17 protein-coding genes and 1 tRNA gene are annotated in these 25,986 nt (G+C 62.5%); 17 read left to right on the top strand and 1 reads right to left on the bottom strand.

The annotated features are described in order from the left end of the window. The first annotated feature begins 53 nt into the window (after positions 1 to 53). Positions 54 to 3,842, top strand: a complete 3,789-nt coding sequence (gene phoA, locus ACRQEC_RS04745) for an alkaline phosphatase (protein ID WP_284889278.1) — start codon at positions 54 to 56, stop codon at positions 3,840 to 3,842. A gap of 202 nt (positions 3,843 to 4,044) precedes the next feature. On the opposite strand, the gene ACRQEC_RS04740 is transcribed toward phoA, so the two are convergent. Continuing rightward, on the bottom strand, positions 4,045 to 5,259 hold the full coding sequence (locus ACRQEC_RS04740) for a pyridoxal phosphate-dependent aminotransferase (protein WP_284889276.1): 1,215 nt from the start codon (positions 5,257 to 5,259) through the stop codon (positions 4,045 to 4,047). A 195-nt stretch (positions 5,260 to 5,454) separates the two neighbouring features. Between ACRQEC_RS04740 and ACRQEC_RS04735 the strand changes: the two genes are divergently transcribed. From ACRQEC_RS04735 to ACRQEC_RS04660, 16 genes are all read left to right on the top strand, one after another. Continuing rightward, positions 5,455 to 5,527, top strand: a tRNA-Trp gene (locus ACRQEC_RS04735). A gap of 55 nt (positions 5,528 to 5,582) precedes the next feature. After that, on the top strand, positions 5,583 to 5,822 hold the full coding sequence (gene secE / locus ACRQEC_RS04730) for a preprotein translocase subunit SecE (RefSeq protein ID WP_016443121.1): 240 nt from the start codon (positions 5,583 to 5,585) through the stop codon (positions 5,820 to 5,822). A 42-nt stretch (positions 5,823 to 5,864) separates the two neighbouring features. Further along, the gene (gene nusG / locus ACRQEC_RS04725) at positions 5,865 to 6,716 is read left to right on the top strand and encodes a transcription termination/antitermination protein NusG (RefSeq protein WP_284889274.1); all 852 of its coding nucleotides are present in this window, start codon (positions 5,865 to 5,867) and stop codon (positions 6,714 to 6,716) included. A gap of 237 nt (positions 6,717 to 6,953) precedes the next feature. Next, the gene (gene rplK, locus ACRQEC_RS04720; protein ID WP_016443119.1) at positions 6,954 to 7,388 is read left to right on the top strand and encodes a 50S ribosomal protein L11; all 435 of its coding nucleotides are present in this window, start codon (positions 6,954 to 6,956) and stop codon (positions 7,386 to 7,388) included. A gap of 176 nt (positions 7,389 to 7,564) precedes the next feature. Next, positions 7,565 to 8,266 (top strand): 50S ribosomal protein L1, encoded by a 702-nt coding sequence (rplA, locus tag ACRQEC_RS04715; protein ID WP_087070531.1) that lies wholly within the window; start codon positions 7,565 to 7,567, stop codon positions 8,264 to 8,266. Positions 8,267 to 8,440: 174 nt separating this feature from the next. Then, on the top strand, positions 8,441 to 9,772 hold the full coding sequence (locus tag ACRQEC_RS04710) for a glycosyltransferase family protein (RefSeq protein WP_284889272.1): 1,332 nt from the start codon (positions 8,441 to 8,443) through the stop codon (positions 9,770 to 9,772). Between the two features lie 336 nt (positions 9,773 to 10,108). Then, positions 10,109 to 10,630: a 50S ribosomal protein L10 gene (gene rplJ / locus ACRQEC_RS04705; protein WP_026428294.1), complete on the top strand. Its 522-nt coding sequence runs from the start codon at positions 10,109 to 10,111 to the stop codon at positions 10,628 to 10,630. A gap of 182 nt (positions 10,631 to 10,812) precedes the next feature. Continuing rightward, entirely contained in the window at positions 10,813 to 11,202 is a 390-nt protein-coding gene (gene rplL / locus ACRQEC_RS04700) for a 50S ribosomal protein L7/L12 (RefSeq protein ID WP_026428293.1), read from the top strand. Positions 11,203 to 11,625: 423 nt separating this feature from the next. After that, positions 11,626 to 12,642 carry a GNAT family N-acetyltransferase gene (locus ACRQEC_RS04695; RefSeq protein ID WP_284889271.1) on the top strand — a complete coding sequence of 339 codons (1,017 nt, stop codon included), beginning with the start codon at positions 11,626 to 11,628 and terminating at the stop codon, positions 12,640 to 12,642. Positions 12,643 to 13,078: 436 nt separating this feature from the next. After that, positions 13,079 to 16,576 carry a DNA-directed RNA polymerase subunit beta gene (rpoB, locus tag ACRQEC_RS04690; RefSeq protein WP_016443113.1) on the top strand — a complete coding sequence of 1,166 codons (3,498 nt, stop codon included), beginning with the start codon at positions 13,079 to 13,081 and terminating at the stop codon, positions 16,574 to 16,576. Between the two features lie 45 nt (positions 16,577 to 16,621). Continuing rightward, positions 16,622 to 20,509 (top strand): DNA-directed RNA polymerase subunit beta', encoded by a 3,888-nt coding sequence (locus tag ACRQEC_RS04685; protein WP_087070534.1) that lies wholly within the window; start codon positions 16,622 to 16,624, stop codon positions 20,507 to 20,509. A gap of 286 nt (positions 20,510 to 20,795) precedes the next feature. Continuing rightward, complete coding sequence (gene rpsL / locus ACRQEC_RS04680) at positions 20,796 to 21,170, top strand: 30S ribosomal protein S12 (RefSeq protein ID WP_016443111.1); 375 nt, start codon at positions 20,796 to 20,798, stop codon at positions 21,168 to 21,170. Next, positions 21,170 to 21,640 (top strand): 30S ribosomal protein S7, encoded by a 471-nt coding sequence (gene rpsG / locus ACRQEC_RS04675; RefSeq protein ID WP_016443110.1) that lies wholly within the window; start codon positions 21,170 to 21,172, stop codon positions 21,638 to 21,640. The genes rpsL and rpsG overlap by 1 nt, the downstream gene beginning before the upstream one ends. 42 nt (positions 21,641 to 21,682) lie before the next feature. Next, positions 21,683 to 23,809 carry an elongation factor G gene (gene fusA / locus ACRQEC_RS04670; RefSeq protein WP_026428289.1) on the top strand — a complete coding sequence of 709 codons (2,127 nt, stop codon included), beginning with the start codon at positions 21,683 to 21,685 and terminating at the stop codon, positions 23,807 to 23,809. Positions 23,810 to 23,913: 104 nt separating this feature from the next. After that, entirely contained in the window at positions 23,914 to 25,104 is a 1,191-nt protein-coding gene (gene tuf / locus ACRQEC_RS04665) for an elongation factor Tu (protein ID WP_026428288.1), read from the top strand. A gap of 140 nt (positions 25,105 to 25,244) precedes the next feature. Beyond that, positions 25,245 to 25,913 carry an HAD family hydrolase gene (locus tag ACRQEC_RS04660; protein ID WP_284889269.1) on the top strand — a complete coding sequence of 223 codons (669 nt, stop codon included), beginning with the start codon at positions 25,245 to 25,247 and terminating at the stop codon, positions 25,911 to 25,913. Positions 25,914 to 25,986 lie beyond the last annotated feature (73 nt).

Raw genomic sequence — 25,986 nt, 5'->3', positions numbered from 1 at the left:
GAGTTAAGTGAACCTTAGAGGGCCCACGTTCTGTTAGAAGGGATAAAAGGACAATGGGATCCTCACATTTCACTGCCCGGCGCGCGGTGGCAGCAGCAGCTGTGGCCGCCGTCGGCTTTTCGGCGCTCGCGGGAGGTGCCGCTTCGGCGGAAAATACCACCTACCGCACCGCAAACGGGCCGGAAAACTGCGTTATTTTTGATTCGCAAGGAAACGTTATTCCGCCCAAACCCGGCGATTGCGCGCAATTCGGCAAGGCGGGCCAGGGCCGTTCCAACGCCAAGGCCCGTAACGTCATCCTCATTATTGGTGACGGCATGGGCCAGTCGGAAATCACCGCGGCCCGTAACTACCTCAAGGGTGCCTCGGGGCGTTTCGAAGGTATTGACGAACTCACCTCCGAAGGTATGTACACCCACCATTCGGTCAATAAGGATGGTTCGTTCAACTACGTGACTGATTCGGCCGCCTCGGGAACCGCCTGGGCCACCGGTACGAAGACGTACAACGGAGCCATCGGCGTGGATCTGGCCGGCAAGCCGGTGCAGAACCTCATCGAGCAGGCCAAGAACGCCGGGATGCGTACCGGCAACGTGACCACCTCCGATATTCAGGACGCCACCCCGGCCGTCATGGGTGCGCATTCCACCAGCCGCAGCTACTACGCTCCCTCCGGTAACTCGAAGCCGGCCAAGGGCGCGGACCTGCGTGAAAACGGCGGGCTCGGCTCCATCTCGGAGCAGATTGTGGATACCCGCGCGGATGTGACGCTGGGCGGCGGCGCAAAGTACTTCGACGCCATGGTGACCACGGCCTCCGGGAATACCAACCCCTTCCTCGAGGGAGCGGCCAAGTACAACACCCAGTGGGAAGCCAATAAGTCGGTTGTGGATAACGCCCGCGCGAATGATTTCCAGGTGGTGACCACCGCCGACGAACTCGCGGGAATCACCAAGGCGAACCAGGATTCCCCGGTTCTCGGGCTGTTTGCGCCCTCGAATATGACCACGGCCTACAAGTCCTCCCAGGCGAAGGTCGGCGGGGCGAAGGCCGATCCGCTCACCTGCGAAAAGCAGGATATTGGCACCGAGCCTGAACTTGTGGATATGACCCGCAAGGCCATTGAACTTCTCGATGATCCGAGCGCGGAGAAGGGCTTCTTCCTCCAGGTCGAATCCGCTTCCATTGATAAGCGCGATCACGCTTCGGATGCCTGCGGGCAGATCGGGGAAACTGACCGCCTCGACCAGGCAACCAAGGTTGCCCTGGACTTCGCGAAGAAGGACGGGCAGACCCTCGTTATCGTGACCGCGGACCACTCGCATACCGCACAGATTGTGTCCGACGGCGACGACCACGTGGGCCCCGTGACCCGCCTGACCACCGCCGATGGTTCGCCCATGTCCATCCTTTACGGCACTACTCCGGTGCGTGAGGATGGCACGAATGCCGGTTCCCAGCAGCACACCGGCGCGCAGCTGCGCGTGGCCGCCTACGGCCCCGGTGAAGAAAATGTGCTGGGCCAAACCGACCAGACCGATCTTTTCTACACCATCGGTAATGCACTCTCCCTCAACGCCGACGCCTCCACCGCCGCCAGCGATGCCAATCTAGCCAAGCCGGTCGCCGGCGGGGCCAAGATGGCCATCGCCGTGGACGAAAACGGCAAGGTGACCGTGCCGGCCCCCGGTGATTTCGCCCAGTACGGCGAGGACGGCGAGCAGCGCTCGGATGCCAAGGCCAAGAACGTGGTGCTCTTCATCGGTGACGGCATGGGCGATTCGGAAATCACCTCCGCCCGCAACTACCTGTACGGGGCGAACGGGCGCCTGCCCGGTATCGATAACCTCGACTACACCGGGTCCTACACCCACTTCTCCATTGATCGCGACGGCGCCATTAACTACGTGACCGATTCGGCCGCTTCGGGTACCGCCTGGGCCACCGGCACGAAGACCTACAACGGCGCTATCGGCGTGGACCTGGCCCAGAAGCCCCAGGAGAATCTCCTGGAGAAGGCGAAGCGGGCCGGGCTCAAGACCGGTAATATCACCACCTCGGAAGTGCAGGATGCCACCCCGGCGGTCATGGGTGCTCACGTGACCAGCCGCTCGCATTACGCGCCCTCCGGGAACGCGAAGCCGGCTAAGGGCTCCGATCTGCGTGAAAACGGCGGGATGGGTTCGATTTCCGAACAGCTCGTGGATACTCGCGCGGACGTGACGATGGGCGGCGGCGCGAAGTACTTCGATGCCGAAGTTCAGGTGTCCGGTACCTGGGGTGAGACGACGCGGTGGACGGCCGGTAAGTCCGTGCTGGAAAACGCGCGTGATAATGACTTCCAGATTGTGACGACGGCGGAGCAGATGGCTGCCCTGACCGAAGCCAACCAGGATAAGCCGGTTCTCGGCCTTTTCACCCCGGGCAATATGCCGCGCATGTTCAACGAGTCGGTGCCCACCCCGGGCAAGCCGACAACCTATGAAACCTGCACGATTAACGAAGCCCGGACCGCTGATGTTCCCACCCTGGCGGCCATGACCCAGAAGTCCATGGATCTGCTCAAGAACGACGCCGGATTCTTCCTCCAGGTGGAAGCCGCCTCGATTGATAAGGCTGATCACGGGGCGGATGCCTGCGGTCAGATTGGCGAACTGGACGATTTGGACCAGGCCGTTGCGGTGGCGCAGCGCTGGGCCAAGGAGAATGGCGAACCCACTCTTATCCTCGTGACCGCCGATCACGCCCACACCTCGCAGATCGTGGGCGCGGGAAGCACGACCTCCGGCGTGAACACCATCCTCAAGACGGTGGATGGCGACTACATGCAGATGTCCTATAACACCGCGGCCTCCAACGAGGTGGCGCGTGGCGGCCAGGGCCACACCGGTGCACAGCTGCGTATCGCGGCCTCGGGCCCGGGTGCGGAAAACGTCATCGGGCGTACCGACCAAACCGACCTGCACTACACCGTGGCGAATGCGCTCGGCCTGGATAAGGAATCGCAGCCGGTTGTCAATCAGTTCGTCAAGGAAGGCGAGAAGCCGGAGCCGAAACCGGAGCCCAGCGTTGATCCCAGCGCGGACCCGAGCGTGAATCCGAGTCCGGAACCGGGTACGGATCCGAGCGCGGATCCCACCGTTCCGGCCGGGCCGTCCGATAACGGCAACACCTTCTACGTATCCAATAACTGGACCGCCACCGTGGCCCAGGCGGTCTTCAGCTTCGGGCGCGCCGGCGACGACGTGCTCGTGGGCGACTGGAACGGAGATGGCAAGGATAGCTTCGCGGTGCGCCGCGGGAACACCTTCTACGTCTCCGATACCCTCGCGGGCGGCAAGGCGCCCATCGAATTCTCCTATGGTAAGGCCGGTGACACCGTGCTCGTGGGCGATTGGGATGGCGACGGCAAAGACACCTTCGCGGTCCAGCGCGGCAACACCTTCTACGTGGCGAACTCCCTCAAGAGCGGGAACGCGGATGAAGTCACCAGCTACGGCCGCTACGGGGATACCCCGCTGGTCGGTGACTGGGACGGCGATGGTAAGGACACCTTCGCGGTGCGCCGCGGCAATGTCATCTTCGTCAAGAACGCCATTGTCTCGGGTAACGCCGATACCCAGTTCTCCTACGGCAAGGCCGCAGACGAAGTCTTCACCGGAGATTTCGACGGGAACGGCACCGATACCTTCGCGGTGCGCCGCGGCAACGCGCTGCTCGTGAAGAACTCCCTCAACGCCGGCCCGGCCGATCTCACGCTCCACTACGGGCGCGTGGCCGACGAGCTCTTCGTTGGTGACTGGGACGGTAACGGCACCGATACCCCGGCGGTGCGGCGCTAAATACCGGCGCTAAGTACCGGCACTGTACGCCGGCACTATAAACACGGCACTGCGCACCGGCGCTACATACCGGCGCTCAGCTGCCTGAATAACGGGTCAAACACTGTGGGCCGCGGCGGAAACGTCGCGGCCCACATGTGTTGGGAGGCTGCCGGATTGACCATGCGGAGCACGGCCCGCCGGCTAGGCAGCTCTGCGGCTGCTAGGCGAAGTAATCGCGCAGCCGCGCCATGCCCTCGGCTAGCTCCGCATCGGAGAGCGCGTAGGAGAAACGCAGGAAACCGCCCACCCCGAAGGCTTCCCCGGGCACCGCGGCAACATTAATATCGCTCAGGAGCTGATCAGCCAGCTCCAGGGAGCTCGTGGCGCGGCGGGGGCCCGTCCCGCCCAGCAGGCCTGCGACGTCGGCAAAAACATAGAAAGCGCCATCCGGGGGCGCAACCTCGATCCCGTCAATACTGGCCAGTTCGCTCACGATGCGGCCGCGCCGCCGCGCAAAGCCCTCGCGCATCTCCTCGATGCGGTCGCGCGGGCCGGTGAGTGCAGCGATGGTGGCGCGCTGCGCCACGTTATTGACGTTCCCGGTCAGATGCGAATGCACCCGCTTGACCGCGGCCATTACATCCGCAGGGCCGTAGAGCCACCCAACCCGCCAGCCCGTCATCGCGAACGACTTCGAGACCCCGCCGATCACCAGCGTCTGCTGGGCCAGCTCGGGCACTTCGGCCAGCGGGTAGGCGGTGCGCACGCCGTCGTAGGTGAGGTGTTCGTAAATTTCATCGACCACCAGCCAAATCCCGTGTTCAAGGGCCCAAGCGCCGATAGCGCGCACTTCTGCGGCGCTGTAGACCGCGCCGGTCGGATTGGTGGGCGAGCACAGCAGCAGCGCCTTCGTTTTCTCGGTGCGGGCGGCCTCGAGCTGCTCCACGCTCACCTTGAAGCCCTGCGCCGGGGGCGCGTACACCTCGGTGACGGTACCGCCGAAGAGCTTAATGACTTCCGGGTAGGTCACCCAGTAGGGGGAGGGGAGGAGCACGTTATCGCCCGGGTCGATCAGCGCCGCCCACGCTTCGAAATTGGCCTGTTTCGCGCCATTAGTAACGACGACGCAGCTCGGGTCAATTCGCACCCCGGCATCGAAAGCGACTTTGGCGCAAATCGCCTCGCGCAGCTCCGGCAAGCCGTTGGGATCGGAGTATTTGTGATTGCGGATATCGCCGGTGGCGGCAGCCGCGGCGGCAACAATATGATCCGGGGTGGGGAAATCCGGCTCCCCGGCCCCGAAGGAAATAATGGGGCGGCCGGCGGCCCGCAGCTCACGCTGGCGGGCATCCACCGCGAGGGTGGCGGAGGGGGCAAGGGCTTCCAGGCGCGCGGAAACGCGGCGCGGGGTACGGGGGCTCGGTGTAGTACTCACCCTCCCATTAAACACTGTCCCGGCCGCGGCTGTGACCTTTCTCCAAGGGAAGTGCTGGAAGTGGACGGCCGGGGCGTTATCGACTATGCTATTCCGGGTATGACGGCCTCGCGGTCGTGATACTCCAACGTCCACCTGGCGGCCGGAGCTCGCGGAGCACCCCGGTTTCAGGCATAATGGTGGAGTTGCCAACCTAGGGTAGTGGCGCAATTGGTAGCGCATCGGTCTCCAAAACCGGCGGTTGGGGGTTCGAGTCCCTCCTACCCTGCTCCTGCCCCGCCAATACTGACGGGGCATTGTTACGACGAGGAAAAGGACGCACTGTGAAGGAAGTTGCAGCATCCAAGTCCTCCAAGGGCGCTGCGGAGAAGAAGGGCTTCTTTGCCCGGCTCGCGCAGTTCTTCCACGAAATCTTCGGTGAATTGAAGCGCGTCCAGCGCCCCTCCCGGGAGGAACTGGGGCAGCTGTTCACCACGGTGGTGCTCTTCATCCTCGCCGTGATGGTCTTTATCGGAATCTTCGATCTTATTTTCGGTCGCGCCACCGTCTGGATCTTCGGGTAGGTCCAGAACCAGGGCCGGCCCCAAGAACAGTGAGGGAACAGCGTGTCTGAGAACAATACCGCGCACGACGATCTTTTTATGGAACCGGGTGCAAGCGCGCCCGCTGAGGAGGCTGCTCCCAGCGCGGATTCCCTCACCGATACCACCACCCCGGAAAGCGTAGCCGCGGAAGAAACCGCTGGCCTTGCTTCCGAAGAAGCGCCCGAATCCGCTGCTGAAACCGGCGAGCCCGCTGAGGAAGCCGCTCCGGCTTCCTCCAAGAAGGGCAAGAAGAAGGACGGCATCGTTACCGAAGAAGAGGTGCGGGCCAAGCTCAAGGGTCTGGAAGGCCGCTGGTACGTTCTCCACACGTACTCCGGTTACGAAAAGCGCGTCAAGCAGGACTTGGAAGTCCGTCTTGTCTCCATGAATATGGAGGACTACATCTTCCAGATCGAAGTCCCCATGGAAGAAGTCTTCGAAGTGCGCCGCGGGCAGCGCAAGCTGGTATCGCGGGTGCGCATGCCCGGCTACGTGCTTATTCGCATGAACCTCACCGATGACTCCTGGCGCGTGGTGCAATCCACCAATGGCGTGACCGGATTCGTGGGCAACGGCCGTACCCCGGTGGCCCTCACCTTTGATGAGGTTGTCACTATGCTGACCCCGGTGGTGGAAGCCGCCGCGGCCGACGAAGCACGCGCCGCGGGCCTGCCCACCGGCGCCACGCCGGAAACTATCGCTCCCTTCGAAGTGGGCGATCCGGTTACCCTCACCGCCGAACCGTGGGCCGGAATGCCGGCCACCGTCTCGGAGATTGACGCGGAAAATCAGCGCCTCACCGTGATGATGACGCTCGTCGGTCAGGAAACTCCGGTGGAGCTCTCCTTCGCCCAGGTGCGCAAGGAAGACTAAGTTCCACGCGGCCGCTGCGGCGTCGTCGTACTTCCGTAACCTGCGCACTCATAGACGTGAGGGCGCAGAAACGAGAGCACGGTGGCAACGCAGGCTCGTATCTCGCGCAATTTAACACAAGCTCCGCGGTGTGTCTCACACAGGCGGGGCTTTGTGCATCGCTCACTTTCCCGTAATATAGATAGGCGTGCCGTCGCTAGCCATTGCGACGGCTGTTCAATGAGAAAAGGACCAGATATGGCACCGAAGAAGAAGGTTGCAGGCTTCATCAAGCTACAGATTCCTGCCGGCCAGGCCACCCCGGCCCCGCCGGTTGGTCCGGCTCTCGGTCAGCACGGCGTGAACATTGTTGAGTTCACGAAGGCGTACAACGCCGCGACCGAATCCCAGCGCGGAAACATCGTCCCGGTGGAAATCACCGTCTACGAAGACCGCACATTTGATTTCGTTCTCAAGACCCCGCCGGCGGCGCAGCTCATCAAGAAGGCTGCCGGGGTGCAGAAGGGTTCGCCCACTCCGCATACCCAGAAGGTTGGGCACCTCACGGCCGATCAGCTTCGCGAAATCGCGAAGATCAAGGAGCCGGACCTCAATGCGAATGACATTGACAACGCCGCCCGTATTATCGCCGGCACCGCCCGCTCCATGGGCATCACCTCGGACGCTATCTAAATAGCGCGTGGCTGGAAGGCGGCTGCGCCGTCGTTCCACCGCAATCCGAGACCACAACGTAACCGGAGCTGAGAGCATCGAGCAACCACGCTCTTAGACTCCGCAGGTTCCCGAGTGGAACCGTGGAAGGGCCACGCAGGCTCGTTGACCACACCTGCACTAAAGGAGAAGCAGAAATGGCAAAGCGCTCGAAGGCATACCGCGCCGCAGCAGAAAAGATTGCGCCCGGTGTGCTCTACACCCCCGTGGAGGCCATGCGCCTCGCGAAGGAAACGTCGGTGACGAAGTTTGACGCAACCGTGGAAGTTGTGTTCCGTCTCGGCGTGGATCCGCGTAAGGCGGATCAGATGGTTCGCGGTACCGTGAGCCTGCCCAATGGCACCGGCAAGACCGCCCGGGTGATCGTCTTCGCCCAGGGCGAGCGCGCCCAGCAGGCTATTGACGCCGGCGCGGACGAAGTTGGCAGCGACGAACTCATTGAACGCGTTGCCGGTGGCTGGACCGATTTCGATTCGGCGGTGGCCACCCCGGATATGATGGGCAAGGTCGGCCGCCTCGGCCGCGTGCTCGGCCCCCGCGGCCTCATGCCGAACCCCAAGACGGGCACCGTCACCATGGACGTGGCGAAGGCCGTCAGCGATATCAAGGGCGGACGTATCGAATTCCGCGTGGACAAGAACTCCAACCTGCCCTTCATTATCGGCAACACCTCCTTCACCGAGCAGCAGCTCCTGGAGAACTACGCCGCCGCCTACGAGGAGATCATGCGTCTCAAGCCTTCCTCCTCGAAGGGCCGCTACATCCTCAAGGCCACCGTGTCCACCACGATGGGCCCCGGCATCCCGATTGATGCCACCAAGACTCGCGCCGAAGCCTAAGGGCCGGTTGGCGATTAGGCGGTTATACGCGTAACGCGAAGGGCGGGGATCCTCACGGGTCTCCGCCCTTTGTTACGTGTACGGCGGTTCGCGTAACTGCGCGCATACCTGGCTGTGGCGGGCGCGCGCGTTCCGCCGTTTTTTCTTGTCGTAACCGTGCTTTAGGCTAGAGCCGTGACTTTCCATCCGCGCGTACGTGACGCTGTGCTCGCCTGCCTCCTCATGCTGCTGTGCCTGGGGTGGGCGGCGTGGGCCTTTGCGCACAACCCGTCCATCAACCCGGTGGGGGAGTGGACCTACCTGGACTACTCCCTCAAGGCATCCAGCGGCACCATCCCCGCCCCCGGGGATGTCATGGCCCCGCAGGCCCGCCAGGCCTGGTCCTGCCATGCCCCGGCCGGAACCGCCATCACTCCACCACCCTGCGATGCCTGGGATCAGGTGGCCCCGGCGGATTGGCCCTATCGCGCGGAAAACTACAATGCTTTCCACCCGCCCCTGTATTTTTTGGCCGACGGCGCCATCGCGCGCCTGGCCGGCCTGGCAGGATTGAGCTTCCTCACGGGCGCGCGCCTGGGTTCGGCCGTGCTGGTAGCTGCAGGGGTGGGGCTGTTCTACGCCGCGCTGCGCGCCTGGCGGCTGAGCCCGGCGGTGTCCTTCGCGGCGGCGCTCTTCTTCCTGGCGGTGCCATCGGTGGCGGCCAGTGCCACCATGGTGCATAACGATGCCGTGGGCCCGCTGGCCGGCGCGGCCGCGGTATGGCTGAGCGCGCGCATCGTGGTAGGCAAGAAAACCGGCTGGGTGCTGCCCGCGCTGATAACCGCAGCTATCTGCCTCTCCCGGGTCATTTCCATTACCGGAATTCTCGCGATTCTGGTGCCGGTCGCCTTGGCGATTTGTTGGCCGGGCTTGGTGGGCTTCGAGCGGGCGCAGCGGCGCCCCCTCGCGGTGCTGCTCGGTACTCAGGTGCTCACGGTGGCCGCCTGCTACCTGGGATGGGATGCCATCCAGGGCGCCCGTACCCCGGAAGGCTACGTGCCGGCCATCAACGCGATTTCCACTTCCCCGGTCAGCGAAGCCAGTACCGGGCGCCTCCTTCTTAGCCTCATCAACCCTTACGGTCTGACTAATCCCGGGGCCAAGTACCACTTCTCCCCGGAGCTCATCTCCGCTCCCACCCAGATTTGGGGAACCGTGGCGTATGCTGTTCTGCTGGCCGGGCCGCTCCTCGCGCTGGTGGCGGGGCTGCGCTCGGTACGTGGGCGGGTGCTCGGTCTATCGGGCGCTACCGGTCCACTTATTGTGGGCGTGGTGGTCCAGGCGCGGGAAATTATCAACGGCGGCCTCTACTTCCGTTCCATTCCACGCCGCTACGGGATCGCCAATGTGGCCGGGGCTCTGGCCGCTATCGCCCACCTGGCAGACCGGCCCATCTGGCGCGGTGTGCTCATGGGGGCCGGGGCGCTGGGGTACCTGTGTTTGCTCGCCGGGCCGGTGTGGGCGTAGCTGCGCCGTCGTACCTATATGGACGGGACCGGCGCACGTAAGCGCGGGGTCGGTGCACGTAAGCGCCGGGCCGGTGCTCGTTCAGGCATGTGTTGGTCAATCGCGTCCGTGAGGCAAGCCACGCTGATCGGCCTTGGCTGAGCCGCGCGAAAACGATAGACTAACCGATGCCAAAGACCGCAGGTTCCAACGGGATCAAACTCGCACCGCGAGGCCAGCGCAGGTAAGAACAGAGCTGAATGTTGCCGTGCTCACGGCAGGTCATCCAAGCCCCGTGCCTTACCGCGCGGGGCTTTTTCGTTGCCGATCCTGCGGGTAAGACCGGAAGGAGGCCCCATGGCACGGACCGATAAGTCTGCAGCGATTGCGGAACTCAAGGAGCTCTTCGAGAACTCCACCGCTGTGCTGTTTACTGAGTACCGTGGCCTGACGGTCGGCCAGATGAAAGATCTGCGCCGGTCGTTCCAGGGTGGAGCTGTCTACAAGGTCGCCAAGAACACCCTTCTTGATATCGCCGCGAAGCAGGCCGGAGTCGAGGTAGCGGAGGGGACCTTCCAGGGTCCGACCGCCGTTGCTTTCGTGACCGGTGAAGCTCCGGAAGCCGCGAAGGCCCTCAAGACCTTCGCCAAGGAGAACGAAGCCCTTATCCTCAAGGGCGGCGTGATGGACGGCGCCCAGCTGTCCGCAGACGACGTCAAGCAGCTCGCGGAACTCGAATCCCGCGAAGTCCTGCTGGCCAAGTCCGCCGGTGTTCTCAAGGCGCTCATGTACCAGGCAGCGTACGTACTCAACGCGCCGGCCACCAAGGCCGTTCGCACCATCGACGCCTTGCGCGCCAAGCAGGAAGCGGCTGCGTAGCCACTTCCACCTCGGAATATCACGGATATCGGATAGCGAGTATCACGGATATTTCGGAGTTTTCGCGGCTCGGCATACGCGTCGCGGAGCGGCCCCCAGCCGCGCACCCAGTTAGATCTGCACGGCAGGAACATCTGCCCATCAGATAGAGTCTGCTCGCTAGAGCGGAAAGGAAGGCCATCATGGCTAAGCTCTCGACCGAAGAGCTCATTGCAGCTTTCAAGGAGCTCACCCTCGTTGAGCTCAACGATTTCGTCAAGGCGTTCGAAGAGGAATTCGACGTCGAAGCCGCGGCTCCCGTTGCCGCCGTTGCCGCTCCGGCCGCTGCCGGTGGCGACGCCGGTGCTGCCGCCGAAGAGAAGTCCGACTTCGATGTTGTTATCGAAGCCGCTGGCGACAAGAAGGTTGCGGTCATCAAGGAAGTCCGCGCCCTCACCTCCCTCGGCCTCAAGGAAGCCAAGGACCTCGTGGACTCGGCCCCCAAGGCCGTCCTCGAAGGTGTGGACAAGGACACCGCCGAAAAGGCCAAGGAAGCCCTCGAGGGCGCCGGCGCCACCGTTACCCTCAAGTAACACGGCACGCCGAAAACTCGGCTAGTCGGCTGAACAATCAGCCATCGGCGCGCGGGCATTACGCCCGCCCTCCACTCCACAAGCGGATACGCCCTGGCGTATCCGCTTGTTTGGTTTCCGGGCTGGGAGACCCCGCGATGCTGGCCTCGTGTGCTCGGGCTCGGCCTATCCACTCACAAAGTGCAACGCTATCTACATAATTAATAGGATTTCATGACGTGGAGTTGCATCCTGTGGACCCCGATGTCACCAGGTTGCACTTTGCAGAGAGTACGCAAGAAGGTTGTCGCCGGCTACACTGGCACGGGTGAGCATCGGCGCATAGGCGGATGCGTAGCCCGAGGCGCGGTCGGAAACTGACATCAGCTCACCCCGGAAGCGCCTCGGAAACGAGCTGAGACGAGCCCGGATACAAACTCAACGATGATAACGAAGACGAACGTGAAGATGACGCAGGAAACGACGACGAATCACAGCCCCGAATCGATCCAGAACGAGAGCCCGAACCAGTGCTCAAGCGAAGCCCTGAGCTGGCGCCCCCTCGCGCCGAGCGACATCCCGGCCTGGGCCGCGCTGGGCGCCGCGGATCCCTCCCTGCTCCACTCCGCCGCCGAGCGCGATCTGCGCGATTTCCTCGCTAATCCGGAGGTTGATCCGGCCACCGAAACCCTCGCGCTCTACCGCGGGGAGCAGCTCCTTGCCGGAGCCACGGTGTCCACGATGGGCGACGTCGATCAAGATGATGACCTGGACATTTATATCGGCTATGCCTGCCTGGACCTCGAGTACCTCCCCGAACTCCTCAGCCGCTGCGAGCAGCTCGCCATCGGGCTCGCCGAGCGTTCCGAAACCCGTTACTCCGGGCTGTCGGTGCAGGTAGCGCGCGATGATGACGCAGAAGAAACCAACGCGGCGCTGGGGGAGCTCGGCTACCGCCTCACTCGAAAATACGAAGTGATGCGCCGCCCGGCCGCGCAGCTCCCCACCGTCCACATCGATGGCGTGACTTTCCGCGCCCCCACCCTTGCCGACGAAGAACCGCTGCGCCTCGCCCACGCCGAAGCTTTCCGTGACCACTACGGGCGTTACGATTACGACGCCGCCTCCTGGCACTCCTTCCTCACCGGGTGGCGCATGCGCCTGGACTGCTCCGTCGTGGCGCTCAGTGAAGAAACCGGCGCGGTGGTGGGCTACGCGCTTGCCAATGACTACGGCACCGAGCTCTATATCGAATACCTCGGCTCGCTGCGGGCCGTGCGCGGGCGCGGGGTGGGCGGCCAGCTCGTGGACCGCGTCATCACCAATGCGGCGCGGGCCGGGTACGCCACCGTTGGACTGGACGTGGATACCCATAGCTCCACCGGGGCCGGCCGGCTGTACACCGCCCACGGCTTCGAAGGCTACTGCGCTGAGGTGACCCTCGAAAAACGCTTGCGCTAGGGGAGGTGACCACGCGGGACTGCGGCGTCGTCGTGCTACCGGAATGCCCCGCGCAACGGTGCCCGGCGCACGCGGACTCGCCGTCAAGCCCCGGCCGCTCCACGTACGCACGTGCCCGCAGACCTGCGCGAACACACCGCGCAACGGTGCCCCGACGCGCCCGCACTTGCATGTACGCCGTTCTTGTGCGAAAGTACTTTCGGACGATGAAGTTCGGACGAGATACCGGCACCGCCTAGCGCTGGTATCCCTATGTGTGACCCCTCGCATAGGCCGGGGGTCTTGGTTCTTGCCGTTAAAACGTGTAGTGTAGAAACTTGCGTTGACACTCCTATGCCCTTGATCACCTCCGCAGCGCTTTTTGGCGTGATATCGCGGTTTTTGGTGAGGGTGACTGGATTGTCCTTCTGCCAGATTCGTCAGGGAAGGATCCACTTTGGCTGCTTCGCGCACATACTCGCTCGCTGCACATAACGGCAAGCCGGTTGTTGACCGCGTATCTTTCGCGAAAATCCATGAACCACTGCAAGTGCCGAATTTGCTCGGCCTCCAAACCGATAGTTTCGGTTGGCTGATCGGCTCGGATAAATGGGTCGCGGAAAACCCCGGCGCTCAGTCCGGGCTCGAAGAAATCTTCGAAGAAATTTCCCCGATCGAAAATGCCGCGCAAACCATGGGCCTGGTGCTCTCCGCCCCGCATCTCGAGGAACCGAAGTACTCCATCCTCGAATGCCGCGAACGTGACCTCACCTACTCGGCACCCCTGTACGTCACCGCGGAATTCCAGAACTACGAAACGGGTGAAATCAAGTCGCAGACCACCTTCATTGGCGACTTCCCGCTCATGACGGACCGCGGTACCTTCATCGTGAACGGTACCGAGCGTGTGGTTGTTTCCCAGCTGGTACGTTCCCCGGGTGTGTACTTCGAACGCACCGCGGATAAGACCTCCGATAAGGATATTTACAACACCAAGGTCATCCCCTCGCGCGGTGCCTGGCTGGAATTCGAAATCGATAAGCGCGATGCGGTGGGCGTGCGCGTGGACCGCAAGCGTAAGCAGTCCGTGACCGTATTCCTCAAGGCCCTGGGCATGACGGAATCGGAAATTCGCGAAACCTTCTCCGAATTCCCCATTCTCATTGACACCCTGGAAAAGGACACCGTCCACAACCAGGAAGAAGCGCTGCAGGATCTGTACCGCAAGCTGCGCCCGGGTGAACCGCCCACGGCGGAAGCTGGCCGTACCCTGCTCAATAACTTCTACTTCAACCCCAAGCGCTATGACACCGCGAAAGTGGGGCGCTACAAGATCAACAAGAAGCTGGGCCTGCCGGAAGATAACACCGCCCGCCAGCTCACGCTCACGGATATCACCGCGGCGCTGCGCTACCTCCTCGCCCTCCACCAGGGCATGGACCGCATGGGGGAGGATGGCGAATTCCCGACCATCCTCTGCGCTGAAGGCGCCACCCCGGTGCGCGTCAGCACCGATGATATTGACAACTTCTCCAACCGCCGCGTGCGCGCGGTCGGTGAGCTCATCCAGAACCAGGTGCGCACCGGTTTGGCGCGCCTGGACCGGATGGTGCGCGAACGCATGACCACTCAGGAAGTGGAAGCGATTACGCCCTCCTCGCTCATCAATATCCGGCCGATCGTCGCTGCGATTAAGGAGTTCTTCGGAACGTCCCAGCTCTCGCAGTTTATGGATCAGAACAACCCGTTGGCGGGCCTGACCCACAAGCGCCGCCTGTCGGCCCTGGGCCCGGGCGGTCTGTCCCGTGATCGTGCCGGCATGGAAGTGCGCGACGTGCACCCCTCGCATTACGGGCGCATGTGCCCCATCGAAACGCCGGAAGGCCCGAACATTGGCCTCATCGGTTCGCTGGCCTCCTTCGCGCAGATCAATTCCTTCGGCTTCATCGAAACGCCCTACCGGCGCGTGGTCGATGGCCGCGTGACGAATGAGATCGATTACCTCCAGGCCGGGGACGAAGATAACCACAATATCGCCCAGGCCGAAGCGCCCATCGACGCCGACGGCCACTTCCTGGAAGAAGAAGCGCTCGTGCGCGTTCCGGGCGGCGAACCGGCCCTCGTTCCGGTGGACGAAATCGACTACATGGACGTGTCCGCGCGCCAGATGGTTTCCATCGGCACCGGCATGATTCCCTTCCTCGAGCACGACGACGCCAACCGCGCCCTCATGGGTGCGAATATGCAGCGCCAGGCCGTGCCGCTCATCCGCCCGGTTTCCCCGTACGTGGGTACCGGCTGGGAGATGCGTTGCGCGGTTGACTCCGGTGACGTGACGGTGGCCGCGGCCCCCGGCGTGGTCACCGAAGTGGATGCCGACGCCGTGCACGTGGAGCAGGACGACGGCCGCCACGTCATCTACAAGATGTCCAAGTTCGAGCGTTCCAACCCCGGCAACTGCATTAACCAGCGCGTGGTCGTTTCCGCTGGGGACCGCCTGGAAGCGGGAACTCTTATTGCCGACGGCGCAGCTACCGAAGGTGGCGAACTCGCGCTGGGGCAGAACTTGCTCGTGGCCTTCATGTCCTGGAATGGCTACAACTACGAGGACGCCATCATCCTCTCCGAGCGCTGCGTGCGCGATGACCTGCTCACCTCGATCCACATCGAGGAACACGAGGTCGATGCGCGTGATACCAAGCTCGGCCCGGAGGAAATCACCCGCGATATCCCCAACGTGTCCGAGGAAATGCTCTCGCATCTCGATGATCACGGGATTATTCGCATCGGTGCGGAGGTGCGCGCCGGCGATATCATCGTGGGCAAGATTACCCCCAAGGGTGAAACCGAACTCACCAGCGAAGAGCGCCTGCTGCGCGCCATCTTCGGGGAGAAGGCCAAGGAAGTTCGCGATACCTCGCTGCGCGTCCCGCACGGCGAATCCGGCATCGTCATCGATATCCGCCAGTTCGATAAGGAAAATAACGACGAACTGCCCTCGGATGTCAACGAGACCGTTCGCGTGTACATCGCCCAGCGCCGCAAGATCACGGTGGGCGATAAGATGGCCGGCCGCCACGGAAATAAGGGTGTTATCTCCCGCATTCTTCCGGTGGAAGATATGCCCTTCATGGAAGACGGCACCCCGGTTGATATCATCCTCAACCCGCTGGGCGTTCCCGGCCGTATGAACCTCGGTCAGGTATACGAACTGCACCTGGGCTGGGTGGCTTCCCGCGGTTGGGATGCCAGCGCCGCCCGGGAAGCGGGCGAAGAATGGGCCCTGCGCCTGCCCGAAGATACCGTCAAGGCCGCCCCGGGTACCCGGGTTGCCACCCCGGTATTCGACGGCCTCCAGGCCGATGAGCTGGACGGGCTGCTCCAGTCCACCCTCCCGGATGCGGAAGGCCACACTCTGGTCAATCGCTTCGGTAAGGCCCGGCTCTTTGATGGGCGCACCGGCGATCCCTTCCCGGATCCGGTCTCGGTTGGCTACATGTACATGCTCAAGCTGCACCACCTCGTGGACGACAAGATCCACGCTCGGTCCACCGGTCCGTACTCGATGGTGACCCAGCAGCCCCTGGGCGGTAAGGCGCAATTCGGCGGCCAGCGCTTCGGCGAAATGGAAGTGTGGGCCCTGGAAGCTTACGGTGCCGCGCACACCCTGCAGGAAATGCTCACGATCAAGTCCGACGACACCGTGGGCCGCGTCAAGGTATACGAAGCCATCGTCAAGGGCGATAACGTCCCCGAAGCTGGTATTCCGGAATCCTTCAAGGTTCTTATGCAGGAAATGCGGTCGCTGTGCCTGAATGTGGCAGCTCTCGATGCATCCGGGCAGGTCATTGACCTCCAGGATGCGGAAGAAGATCGCATGCGCGCTGCGGCCGGCCCGGAGGAGCCCGTGCTGCAGACCGGTCTGGAGGATCTGTCCACCGGAGCCGACTTCTAAACTCTCAAATCTTCTTAGTGGCGCACAACATCGGAAGTAGGAATCTTGCTCGACGTTAATCGTTTTGACCAGCTCCACATTGGTCTGGCAACCTCGGATGATATCCGTGCCTGGTCGCACGGTGAGGTGAAGAAGCCGGAAACTATCAACTACCGCACCCTCAAGCCGGAAAAGGACGGCCTGTTCGGCGAACAGATCTTCGGGCCCACCCGCGATTGGGAATGTGCCTGCGGTAAGTACAAGCGGCCGCGGTTCAAGGGCATCGTCTGCGAACGCTGCGGCGTGGAAGTCACCCGCTCGAAGGTGCGGCGCGAACGGATGGGCCATATTGAGCTCGCCGCTCCCGTCACCCATATTTGGTACTTCAAGGGCGTGCCCTCGCGCCTGGGCTACCTCCTGGACGTGGCCCCCAAGGACCTCGAAAAGGTCATCTACTTCGCCGCCTATATGGTGACCGAAGTTGACGAAGAGGCCCGCCGCGCGGATATGCCCACCCTCCAGTCCGAATACGAACTGGAGCGCCGCGCCCTGGAAAAGAACCGGGATGTTGCCCTCGAAAGCCGCCAGCAGGAGCTCGAAAAGGAGCTCGCGCAGGCCGAAGAAGATGGCGCCACCGATTCCCAGAAGCAGAAGATCAAGCGCGCGGCCGATAACGACCTCGCCAAGATCCGCAAGAATACGGATCGCGAACTCGAGCGCCTGGAAACCATGTGGGATCGCTTCACCAAGCTCAAGGTGGGGGATCTGGAAGGCGATGAAGACCTCTACCGCGAAATGGACGCGCATTACGGCGACTACTTCAAGGCCGCCCGCGGTGCGGAAGCGATCCAGGCCCGGCTGCGTTCCTTCGACCTGCAGGCCGAACATGACCGCCTCGTGGAGGTCATCGAATCGGGTACCGCCCAGCGCAAGGCCCGCGCTCTCAAGCGCATCAAGGTGGTGAACGCCTTCCTGCACTCGGATACCAAGCCCGAATCGATGGTGCTGGATGCCCTCCCGGTGATCCCGCCGGACCTGCGCCCCATGGTGCAGCTGGACGGTGGCCGCTTCGCGACCTCCGACCTCAACGACCTCTACCGCCGCGTGATCAACCGGAATAACCGCCTCAAGCGCATGCTGGACCTGGGTGCTCCGGAAATCATGGTCAATAACGAAAAGCGCATGCTCCAGGAATCCGTGGACGCGCTCTTCGATAACGGCCGGCGCGGGCGCCCGGTGCAGGGCGCGGGCAACCGCCCCCTCAAGTCGCTCTCCGATATGCTCAAGGGCAAGCAGGGCCGCTTCCGCCAGAACCTCCTGGGTAAGCGCGTGGACTACTCGGGCCGCTCCGTGATCGTGGTGGGCCCCACCATGAAGCTGCACCAGTGCGGGCTGCCGCGTGTGATGGCCCTCGAACTGTTCAAGCCCTTCGTGCAAAAGCGCCTGGTGGACCTGGAAATCGCCAAGAATATCAAGGCGTCCAAGCGTTTCATCGACCGCCAGCGCCCCGAAGTGTGGGACGTTCTCGAAGAGGTTATGCGCGAGCACCCGGTGCTCCTCAACCGTGCACCTACCCTGCACCGCCTGGGTATTCAGGCTTTCGAGCCGCTCATGATTGAAGGCAAGGCGATCCGCCTGCACCCGCTGGTGTGCTCCGCCTTCAACGCGGACTTCGACGGCGACCAGATGGCCGTGCACCTCCCGCTTTCCGTGGAAGCCCAGGCCGAGGCGCGCATCCTTATGCTCTCCTCGAATAACATCCTCAAGCCCTCCGACGGGCGCCCCGTGACCATGCCTTCGCAGGACATGGTGATCGGGCTGTTCTACCTGACATCTCAGGTCGACGGCGCCACCGGGGAAGGCCGCTACTTCACCTCCATTGATGAAGCGCAGATGGCCTATGACATGGGCAGTCTTGACCTCAATGCGAAGGTGAAGATTCGTTTCGAAGCGGACGTTGTTCCCCCGCGCGGCTGGAAGGCCCCGGAGAACTTCGAAGAGGGTGACCGGCTGCTGCTGGAAACCACCCTGGGCCGCGCGATCTTCAACGATTCGCTCCCGGTGGACTTCCCCTATGTCAATGAGACCGTCGATAAGAAGGTGCTTGGCGGGATCGTCAATCGCCTGGCCGAACGCTACGAGAAGGTCTACGTGGCCGCCTCGCTGGATGCCCTGAAATCAGCTGGTTTCTACTGGGCCGGGCGCAGCGGTGCCACCATTGCGGTATCGGACGTCGTCGTACCCGAATCGAAGCCGGAAATTTTGGCGGAAGCCGAAAAGAAGGCCGCGGTTATCGAAAACCAGTTCCTCACCGGCCGTATCGAGGACGAGGATCGCCGCCGCGACCTCGTGGACCTCTGGTCGGAAGTGACGGACGCGATCGCCGTGGAGATGCGCGAAAACTTCACCGCGGATAACACCGTGAACCGCATGGTGTCCTCCGGGGCGCGCGGTAACTGGGAACAGGTCCGCCAGATCGCGGGTATGCGCGGCCTGGTAGCCGACCCGAAGGGCGCGATTATTCCCCGCCCGATTACCTCGAATTACCGCGAGGGCCTGTCGGTTCTGGAATACTTCGTGGCGACCCACGGTGCCCGCAAGGGCCTGGCGGATACCGCGCTCCGTACCGCCGACTCCGGGTACCTCACCCGCCGTCTCGTGGACGTGGCGCAGGATGTCATCGTGCGCGAATCCGATTGCGGGACCAGCCGCGGCCTGACCAAGACCATCGCGGAGAAGGGCGCCGACGGCACCCTCATTCCCGATCCGCAGCTGGATACCTCCGTGTACGCTCGCACCCTCGCGAAGGACGTTGTATCCGAGGATGGCGAGGTGCTGGCGGCTGCCGGAACCGATCTGGGCGATGCGATTATCGAGCATCTCATCGAGAATGGCGTGACCCAGGTTTCGGTGCGTTCCGTGCTGACCTGCCAGTCGCGCACCGGTACCTGCGCCAAGTGCTACGGCCGCTCCATGGCCACCGGCAAACTCGTGGATATCGGCGAAGCGGTCGGTATCGTGGCCGCCCAGTCCATTGGTGAACCGGGTACCCAGCTAACGATGCGTACCTTCCACACCGGTGGTTCGGCCTCCGCGGACGACATCACCCAGGGTCTTCCCCGTGTGCAGGAACTCTTCGAAGCCCGTACCCCGAAGGGCGAGGCCCCGATCGCGGAAGCGGCCGGCATCCTCCAGATCGAGGACGGGGAGCGCGTGCGTCGCCTCATTATTCAGCGCGACGACGCCGAAGAGGACCTTGTCTACCAGGTCTCCAAGCGAGCCAAGCTCTTCGTTCCCGAAGGCGGCCACGTCAATGTTGGTCAGCAGCTCGTGGAAGGTAGCGTGGACCCCAAGAAGGTGCTGCGTATTTCCGGGCGCCGGGTGGCTCAGGAACATATCGTTTCCGAAGTGCAGGCGGTGTACCGCTCCCAGGGCGTGGAAATCCACGACAAGCACATCGAGGTCATCGTGCGCCAGATGCTGCGCCGTATTACCGTGCTGGAAGCGGGAACCACGAAGCTGCTCCCGGGCGAACTCGTGGACGTGGCGCGCTTTGAAGATGAGAACCGCGCGGCGATGGCCGAAGGTGGCAAGCCTGCCTCCGGGCGCCCCGAGCTCATGGGTATTACCAAGGCCTCCCTGGCCACGGATTCCTGGCTCTCGGCGGCCTCCTTCCAGGAGACCACCCGCGTCCTCACCGAGGCTGCGCTCAATTCCAAGTCCGATCCGCTCGAGGGCCTCAAGGAAAACGTTATCCTCGGTAAGCTCATCCCGGCCGGTACCGGCCTGGAGACGATGCGCTCGGCCAAGATCGAACCGACTGCCGAAGCTCGGGTGGAGTTCGAAAAGAACAACGGCTTTGCCGCCACCGATTTCGACATGTTCGATGACACCTTCCCGTATACCGACTTCCAAGAGTTCGATCTCGGAGCCGGCTACGGAATGTTCTCCTAAATAAGTTCCCCGGTAGCGGGGGAGTTCCCAGCGGGGCGGCCACGGTGTGGCCGCCCCGCTGCGGCGTCGTCGTAAAAAGAAGTGCCGGGGCGGGCCCGCAGCCCGTGTGTTTCCTAACACCTCAGCCCGCGAAGCTTTGACGGCTCCTCGCATTAACCGCTATTCTTGTTTAGGTTGCCTGTTTGCGGGTCTGTTGTGGCGGCCCTCGGCCGTCCCGTAATGAGCGGTGTGCGTTCGGGCAGATTTGGCAAACGTTATAATATTCATCTGTCTATCAGGAGAAGTAGTGCCTACAATTCAGCAGCTGGTCCGCGAGGGCCGCGCGAAGAAGAAGCGCGCTCCTAAGCGCCCGGCGCTTAAGGGGAGCCCCCAGCGTCGTGGGGTGTGCACCCGCGTGTTCACCACCACCCCCAAGAAACCGAACTCTGCACTCCGTAAGGTTGCCCGTGTTCGCCTGTCCTCCGGCATTGAAGTGACGGCGTACATCCCCGGTGAAGGTCACAACCTGCAGGAACACTCCATCGTCCTCGTTCGCGGCGGTGGCGTGAAGGACCTCCCCGGTGTGCGGTACAAGATCGTCCGCGGCGCCCTTGACACCCAGGGCGTGAAGAGCCGCAACCAGGCTCGTTCCCGTTACGGCGCCAAGAAGGAGAAGAAGTAATGCCTCGTAAGGGTCCGGTTAAGAAGCGTCCGCTGGTTAGCGATCCGGTTTACAATTCCCAGCTGGTGACCCAGCTGGTCAACCGCGTCCTCGTGGATGGCAAGAAGTCCCTGGCGCAGTCCATCGTCTACGGCGCGATGGAAGGCGTGGCGGAAAAGTCCGGGCAGGATGCCCTGGCGGTTCTCAAGCGCGCTATGGATAACATTCGTCCGCAGCTGGAAGTGCGTTCCCGCCGTGTTGGTGGCGCCACCTACCAGGTGCCGGTGGAAGTCAAGGCTGGCCGTTCCACGGCCCTCGGCCTGCGCTGGCTGGTGGAATTCGCGCGCCAGCGCCGCGAAAACACTATGACGGAACGTCTCCTCAACGAAATCCTCGATGCCTCCAACGGCCTTGGTGGTGCTGTGAAGCGCCGCGAGGATACCCACCGCATGGCGGAAGCCAATAAGGCCTTCGCCCACTACCGCTGGTAATCACCAGGGTTATCTGACCCGCGATATAGAAGAGAGCGAAAAGTGGCACAAGAAGTGCTTACGGACCTTTCTAAGGTTCGCAATATCGGCATCATGGCGCACATTGATGCCGGCAAAACAACGACCACCGAACGCATCCTGCTCTACACCGGCATCAACCACAAGCTGGGTGAAACCCATGACGGCGCCTCGACGACCGACTGGATGGAACAGGAAAAGGAACGCGGCATTACGATTACGTCTGCCGCTGTGACCGCGTTCTGGAAGGGTACGCAGTTCAATATCATCGACACCCCCGGCCACGTTGATTTCACCGTGGAAGTGGAGCGGTCCCTGCGCGTGCTGGACGGCGCCATCGCGGTGTTCGACGGTAAGGAAGGCGTGGAGCCGCAGTCGGAAACCGTGTGGCGCCAGGCTGATAAGTACCACGTGCCGCGTATTTGCCTCATCAACAAGATGGATAAGTTGGGGGCCAACTTCGACTTCTCCGTCCAGACCATTCGGGATCGCCTCGGCGCCCACCCGACGGTCATCACCTTCCCGATCGGCGCGGAGAATGACTTCTCCGGCGTGGTGGACGTTCTCAAGATGAAGGCGATCCGCTTCCCCGAAAAGGACGCCCAGGGTAATGACACCTGGGGCGCCGTGGTGGTGGAAGAGGATATCCCCGCGGAACTGCAGGCCAAGGCCGAAGAACTGCGCATGGCCGCCATGGAAGATGCCGCCGAAGCCTCCGATGAACTCATGGAGAAGTACCTCGAGGACGGCGAGCTGAGCACCGAGGATATGATCAAGGGTCTGCGTATCCGCACCATCGCCTCGGAAATCTACCCCGTGTACGCCGGTTCGGCCTACAAGAACAAGGGTATTCAGCCCGCGCTGGACGGCGTGGTGAACTTCCTGCCCGCCCCGATTGACGTTCCCGCTATCAAGGGCTTCAAGCCGGGTCACGAAGAAGACGGCGAAACCGAAGAACGCCACCCGAGCGAGAACGAACCGTTCTCCGCGCTGGCCTTCAAGATTGCGGTGCACCCCTTCTACGGCAAGCTCACCTACATCCGCGTGTACTCCGGTAAGGTCTCGGCCGGCACCCAGGTGCTCAACTCGGTCAAGGGCCGCAAGGAGCGCGTGGGCAAGATGTTCCAGATGCACTCCAATAAGGAAAACCCTGTCGAAGAAGCGCATGCCGGGCATATTTACGCGTTCATTGGGCTGAAGGACACCACCACCGGTGATACCCTCTGCGCCCAGGACGCCCCGATTATTCTTGAGTCCATGTCCTTCCCGGAGCCCGTGATTCACGTGGCGATTGAGCCGAAGTCGAAGGGTGACCAAGAAAAGCTTTCCGTGGCTATTCAGAAGCTCGCGGAAGAGGATCCGACCTTCACGGTTCGTCAGGATGAGGAAACCGGCCAGACCGTTATCGGCGGTATGGGCGAACTCCACCTCGATATCCTCGTCGACCGTATGAAGCGTGAGTTCAAGGTTGATGCGAACGTCGGTGCTCCGATGGTTGCCTACCGCGAGACGATCCGCAAGAAGGTCGATAGCGTCGAATACACCCATAAGAAGCAGACGGGTGGTTCGGGCCAGTTCGCACGTGTCATCGTTACGTTTGAGCCGCTTGACTCCAACGAAGACGGCGATACTTACGAATTTGTCAACGCCGTGACCGGTGGTCGCGTTCCGCGTGAATACATCCCGTCTGTTGATCAGGGTATCCAGGAAGCCATGCAGAATGGTGTCCTCGCCGGGTTCCCGGTGGTGGGCGTCAAGGCCACCCTGGAAGACGGCGCTTATCACGACGTCGACTCCTCGGAGCTGGCGTTCAAGATCGCGGGTAACCAGGTGTTCAAGGAAGGCGCACGCCGCGCCAACCCGGTGCTCCTGGAGCCCATCATGGACGTGGAAGTCCGCACCCCGGAAGAGTACATGGGCGACGTTATCGGCGACCTGAACTCCCGGCGCGGTATGATCAAGTCCATGGAGGATGCGACGGGCGTCAAGATCGTGCGCGCCAACGTGCCGCTGAGCGAAATGTTCGGCTACGTTGGTGACCTGCGGTCGAAGACCCAGGGGCGCGCGGTGTATTCCATGCAGATGGATTCCTACGCCGAGGTCCCGAAGGCCGTTGCGGAACAGATCATCGCGGAATCTCGTGGTGAATAGTCGCCGGTTTCGTTTACAATAGGTAACTGTTCGGAACAGACCGGATTATGCGCGAGCATCATCCACATAGCTGTAAGTAATTTCTAGAGTCCCAGGAGGGCCCAGTGGCGAAGGCCAAGTACGATAAGTCCAAGCCGCATATGAACATTGGCACCATCGGTCACGTCGATCACGGAAAGACGACCACGACCGCTGCTATCACCAAGGTTCTGTCGGATAAGTACCCGGATCTGAACGAGTACACCCCGTTCGATCAGGTTGACAACGCTCCCGAAGAGCGCCAGCGCGGTATTACCATCAACGTGTCCCACGTGGAATACCAGACCGAGAAGCGTCACTACGCACACGTTGACGCCCCCGGCCACGCGGACTACATCAAGAACATGATCACCGGTGCGGCCCAGATGGACGGCGCGATCCTCGTGGTTGCGGCGACCGACGGCCCGATGGCCCAGACCCGCGAGCACGTGCTGCTCGCCCGTCAGGTTGGCGTGCCCCAGATCATCGTTGCTCTCAACAAGTCCGATATGGTTGACGACGAAGAGCTGCTCGAACTCGTGGAAATGGAAGTTCGTGAACTTCTGTCCTCGCAGGATTACCCGGGCGATGACCTCCCGGTCGTGAAGATCTCCGCTCTCAAGGCGCTGGAAGGCGATCCGAAGTGGGTTGCTTCCATCGAAGAGCTCATGGACCAGGTGGACAACTACTTCGAGGATCCGGTGCGCGACACCGACAAGCCGTTCCTCATGCCGATTGAGGACGTCTTCACCATTACCGGCCGCGGCACCGTGGTTACCGGCCGTGTGGAGCGCGGTATCCTCAACCTCAACGAGGAAGTGGAAATTCTCGGTATCCGCGATACCCAGAAGACCACCGTCACCGGTATCGAAATGTTCCACAAGCAGATGGACTACGCCGAAGCCGGCGAAAACTGCGGTCTGCTGCTCCGCGGCACCAAGCGTGAAGATGTTGAGCGCGGCCAGGTTGTGGCCAAGCCCGGCACCATCACCCCGCACACCCAGTTCGAAGCTCAGGTCTACGTGCTGAAGAAGGAAGAAGGCGGCCGTCACAACCCGTTCTTCTCCAACTACCGCCCGCAGTTCTACTTCCGCACCACGGACGTCACCGGCGTCATCACGCTGCCCGAAGGCACCGAGATGGTTATGCCCGGCGACAACACCGAGATGTCGGTTGAGCTCATCCAGCCCATCGCCATGGAAGAGGGCCTCGGCTTCGCTATCCGCGAGGGCGGCCACACCGTTGGTTCAGGGCGCGTCACCAAGATCATCAAGTAACTTTTGATGCATCTGGGCGCAGCTACCCGGTATCCGGGTAACTGAGCAAAACGTCCGCCGTGAGGCGGGAAGGGACCCTAGCATTGCGCTAGGGTCCCTTTGTATTTGCACGACGACGCAGAACTTGGCAGAGTGGCGCTATGGCTCTTGAGGATGTGTATAAGAAAATCGGCTTTTCCGCTGGTACGGCGGGCAACGCAACTCAGGCGGGCAGCGGTGCCCCAGCCGCGGTGCTCTGGGATATGGACGGCACCCTGGTGGATTCTGAAGAGGAGTGGGCCCGGGTATCCGGGAATGTGGTGCGTTCCCACGGTGGAATCTGGACCGATGAGGATGTGCTGGCTATCCGCGGTGCGGATACCATCGCGCACGGGCGGCGCATGATGGCAGCGGTGCGCCGCGGCGGGGGAGAAGTGGACCCCTGGAAAATGTTCGCGGAAGTGCTGCGGGCCATGGCCGATCATATGGCCGATGCGGAACTTATTGACGGGGCGGCTGAGCTCCTCGATGCTTTCTCCGCGGCCGGCATCCCGCAGGCACTCGTTACGGCCACCCCGGGGCGCCCGGTGGAAATCTTCCTGGCCGGGCCGGGCAGCCGGCTGGAGGCGGCGGTTACCGGGGACGATGACGTCCCCGGTAAACCGAATCCCGCACCCTACCTCCTGGGTGCGCAGCGCCTTGGCGTTCCTATTGAGAGCTGCCTAGCTTTTGAGGATTCCGGGCCCGGACTGGCCGCGGCCCGCAGCGCCGGCGCTTTCACCGTGGATGTGGGGGAGTTCCCCCTGGCTGAACTCGCGGCGCTACTTTAGCTGGTAGCCATATTGCAGTCCGCGGTTCTGCGGGGCCGCGGCTTTGCTCTAGCGCGCTGCCGCGCAGCCCACC

It is taken from the genome of Actinotignum saccati (assembly GCF_051265055.1).
GTDB lineage: Bacteria > Actinomycetota > Actinomycetes > Actinomycetales > Actinomycetaceae > Actinotignum.
This window is presented reverse-complemented; position numbering and strand designations above follow the sequence as displayed.

What these genes read in the sequence shown, in the direction of transcription:
- phoA (WP_284889278.1), top strand. Translation starts at nt 54, where the DNA reads ATGGGATCCTCACATTTCACTGCCCGGCGCGCGGTGGCAGCAGCAGCT.
- rplK (WP_016443119.1), top strand. Translation starts at nt 6,954, where the DNA reads ATGGCACCGAAGAAGAAGGTTGCAGGCTTCATCAAGCTACAGATTCCT.
- rplA (WP_087070531.1), top strand. Translation starts at nt 7,565, where the DNA reads ATGGCAAAGCGCTCGAAGGCATACCGCGCCGCAGCAGAAAAGATTGCG.
- rplJ (WP_026428294.1), top strand. Translation starts at nt 10,109, where the DNA reads ATGGCACGGACCGATAAGTCTGCAGCGATTGCGGAACTCAAGGAGCTC.
- rplL (WP_026428293.1), top strand. Translation starts at nt 10,813, where the DNA reads ATGGCTAAGCTCTCGACCGAAGAGCTCATTGCAGCTTTCAAGGAGCTC.
- ACRQEC_RS04695 (WP_284889271.1), top strand. Translation starts at nt 11,626, where the DNA reads ATGATAACGAAGACGAACGTGAAGATGACGCAGGAAACGACGACGAAT.
- rpsG (WP_016443110.1), top strand. Translation starts at nt 21,170, where the DNA reads ATGCCTCGTAAGGGTCCGGTTAAGAAGCGTCCGCTGGTTAGCGATCCG.
- ACRQEC_RS04660 (WP_284889269.1), top strand. Translation starts at nt 25,245, where the DNA reads ATGGCTCTTGAGGATGTGTATAAGAAAATCGGCTTTTCCGCTGGTACG.